The 3,427-nt window shown below is 33.8% G+C and carries 4 protein-coding genes; 3 read left to right on the plus strand and 1 reads right to left on the minus strand.

Annotation, left to right across the window (positions count from 1 at the left end; all coding sequences use genetic code 11):
- Nucleotides 1–51 precede the first annotated feature (51 nt).
- Genes HMPREF9144_RS05620 through HMPREF9144_RS05630 form a run of 3 tightly spaced genes read left to right on the plus strand, consistent with a single transcriptional unit; the run spans nucleotide 52 to nucleotide 3,087 of the window.
- A complete protein-coding gene (locus tag HMPREF9144_RS05620) occupies nucleotides 52–501 on the plus strand; it encodes a helix-turn-helix domain-containing protein (RefSeq protein ID WP_040595592.1) in 450 nt (149 codons plus the stop codon).
- Nucleotides 485–2,503 (plus strand): dipeptidyl-peptidase 3 family protein, encoded by a 2,019-nt coding sequence (locus HMPREF9144_RS05625; RefSeq protein ID WP_006044944.1) that lies wholly within the window; start codon nucleotides 485–487, stop codon nucleotides 2,501–2,503. Before HMPREF9144_RS05620 ends, HMPREF9144_RS05625 begins: the two co-directional genes overlap by 17 nt.
- Nucleotides 2,473–3,087, plus strand: coding sequence for a DNA alkylation repair protein (locus tag HMPREF9144_RS05630; protein ID WP_006044945.1), 615 nt, complete (start codon nucleotides 2,473–2,475; stop codon nucleotides 3,085–3,087). Before HMPREF9144_RS05625 ends, HMPREF9144_RS05630 begins: the two co-directional genes overlap by 31 nt.
- A 117-nt stretch (nucleotides 3,088–3,204) precedes the next feature.
- Here the strand turns inward: HMPREF9144_RS05630 and HMPREF9144_RS13695 are convergent.
- Nucleotides 3,205–3,427: IS30 family transposase (locus HMPREF9144_RS13695; protein ID WP_156792525.1), on the minus strand; the 223-nt coding region annotated here is incomplete at its 5' end.

Below are 3,427 nucleotides of genomic sequence, written 5' to 3' on the forward strand. Positions count from 1 at the left end.
TTAAATTTGCAAAAGAAACAGCTTAACAGTAACTTATCTAAATTAGCTATTATGGGAAAGTATAATATTACAGGAAAGAAGGAGAAGGCTGCGACATATCGTGGTCTAGTAAGTCCAAAATTAATGGAAGAGTTAAAAGATCAGATTCTGAATATAATACTCTTTCAACAGAGGTATCGGGATAAGAACTATTCCGCAAAACAACTTGCGGAAGATTTAGAAACCAACACAAGATATATCTCTGCAGTTGTGAATGTAAAGTTTAATATGAACTATACATCATTCGTAAATAAATTTAGAATAGAAGAGGCGATGGCAATTCTTGCATCAAAGAAGTATAAAGATCTGAACATGGAAGATATAAGTACTATGGTTGGTTTTGCAAATCGTCAATCATTCTACGCATCTTTTTATCGAATAAATGGAATGACTCCACGTGAATATAAGCTAAAAGCATTGCGTCCTAAGAACAAAGAAGTTGTTGATGTTGAAATGCGATAAAAGAATGGAAGAAGATTCTTTTAGTTATTCTTCGGAACGATTTGGCGATATACAAATGTTGCGTTATCGTTTAGATGGATTTAATGACCTTACACTAAAACAAAAACTTTATATTTACTGTTTAGCAAAAGCAACATTGTGGGGACGTGATATAACTTTTCATCAATTTGGTAAATACAACTTACAGATAAGAGAAGCCTTAGAATATATTTTCGTTGAAAGATATAAAGAAGATAGCGATGACTTTAAAAGCTTAGAGTTGTATTTGAAAAAAGTTTGGTTCTCTAATGGTATTCATCATCATTATGGGATGGAGAAGTTTATACCTACCTTTTCGCATAGTTATTTTATAGAAGCGTTGAATAAGATAGGTAAAGATAAATTAGGAATTAGTTCTGAAAAAGCTTTTAGTGATTATAAGAATATATTGAGCGAAATAATCTTTAATCCTAAATGTATGCACAAACGAGTGAATAGGGCAGAAGGAACTGACGTTATACGAACATCGTCGAATAACTTTTACGAAAATGTAAGCCAAAAGGAGGTTGAACAATTTTATATAGAGAAAAAAAGAACCGCTAAGAATAAACAATTATCGTTCGGGTTAAATTCCACTTTAGTTAAACGTGAAAATAAGCTAGAGGAGATAGTTTGGAAATTAGATGGACGTTATGGTAAAACTATTAAGCAAATTGTCTTTTGGTTGAAGAAAGCAGAAAACTATTGTGAAAATAATAATCAAAAGGATATAATTCATTTATTAATTGATTATTATACCTCTGGTGAACTTGCGGACTTTGATAAATATTCTATAAAATGGGTTACAGAATGTGAGGGACAAATAGATTTTATCAATGGATTTATTGAAGTATATGGAGATGCTTTAGGCTTGAAAGGATCTTGGGAGGGTATAGTGCACTATAAGGATTTAGAGGCAACAAGGCGTACAAAAACTATTTCGTCTAACGCACAATGGTTTGAAGATCACTCACCTGTTGATAAGCGTTTCAGAAAGAAAGTAGTAAAAGGCATTACTGCCAATGTTGTATGTGCAGCGATGCTTGGGGGAGATGAATATCCAGCATCAGCAATAGGTATAAATCTCCCTAATGCCGATTGGATACGAGCAGAATATGGTTCGAAGAGTGTAACCATCTCCAATCTCACATGTGCTTATAATATGGCAGCAAAGGGAAATGGACTCATAGATGAATTTGTTATTGATGCTCAAACACGAGAACTGATAGAAAATTTTGGTAGTTTAACAGATGAATTACACACAGATTTACACGAATGTTTGGGGCATGGAAGTGGAAAACTTCTTTCAGGAGTAGATCCAGATTCACTAAAAAATTATGGAAATACTATTGAAGAAGCACGAGCAGATTTGTTTGGACTCTATTATATGGCTGACAGAAAATTGTTAGAGTTAGGACTATTAAAATCTGAAGAGGCCTTTAAAGCTCAATATTATTCATATATAATGAATGGATTAATTACCCAACTAGCTCGTATTAAGCCTAATAAACAAATAGAAGAAGCGCACATGCAAAATCGTGCATTAATTGCTTGGTGGGCGTATGAGATAGGAAAATCGGATAAGGTTATAGAGTTAGTACAGTTGCCTGATGGTAAGGCGAAAGCGCTTAAGACATTTGTACGTATCAATGATTATGCAGCTTTGCGTCAGATATTTGCTCAACAGCTTGCAGAAATTCAGCGAGTAAAAAGTATGGGCGATTTTAATAGGGCAAAAGAACTAGTGGAGACTTATGCTGTAAAAGTTAATAAGACACTACATAATGAAGTCTTGAGTCGTTATGAGCAATTGAACATAGCACCTTATAAAGGTTTTATAAACCCAGTTATGAAGTTAGAATACGGGCATAACAACCAAATAGTTGATGTTAAATTAGATTATACTGAGACTTATACTCATCAGATGATGAGATACTCAAAAGATTATAGTTTATGGCAACAGGAGAAACACACAATAAACTAAAACAGATAAAACAATCGTTTCATTTGTTTATGAATGGTATTACTGCTCAATCTATGCGTGAAAAAGGGGCAGAATACAAGGTGAATTGGGGAATAGATTTGATTAATCTCCGAAAAATAGCAAAGGAATATGGAAAGGATTACGATTTGGCCATTGCTCTTTGGAAGGAAAATAGCAGAGAATGTAAGATACTTGCAACTTACATAATGCCTGCGGAAAAAATAAATGCTGATATAGTATATCTCTGGTTAGAACAAATACCGACACAAGAAATTGCAGAACTTCTGTCATTCAATCTGCTTCGAAATATTGATTTTGCCCCATCTTTGGCATACCAATGCCTTGCTTCAGATAAAAGTTTGTATCAAATATGTGGTTTCCAGACATTAGCTTGTCTGTTTGCTGATGGGAAAGAGCCTAACGAAAGAGGGATAAATGAGTTTCTTGATCAAGCAGAGGTTGCACTCAATGGAAACAATCTTGCAGTAAAGCAGGCTGCTTATAGATGTGTAATGCGTTTTTGCGACTTAGGCTCTCATTATCACGAGTTAGCAAAACATGCTTTAAAGAGTTTTACTTTCTAATATTATTGAGCTAATAGGTTTGTTTTTATGTTACTTTTATTATCTTGATATTCATCTATCTCAAATAAGCAATCTTAATAGTAGTTACTCTCGCAGAGTCAACCATCAAGTGCAAAATTACAAAAGGTGTTTAAAGAACTCACACTTAGGAGTAGAAAAGTTTAATTTTTCTCTTGGTCTTTCGTTCAATTTCTTTTGTATTGACATAATTCTCTTGTCCGTATAGTTATCAAACGAATCCTTTTTAGGTATATACTGCCTGATTAATTTATTTGTATTCTCAACAGTTCCCTTTTGCCATGAACAATATGGGTCAGCGAAGTACACGGGCACGCCTAAG

It is taken from the genome of Prevotella pallens ATCC 700821 (genome assembly GCF_000220255.1).
Classification (GTDB): domain Bacteria; phylum Bacteroidota; class Bacteroidia; order Bacteroidales; family Bacteroidaceae; genus Prevotella; species Prevotella pallens.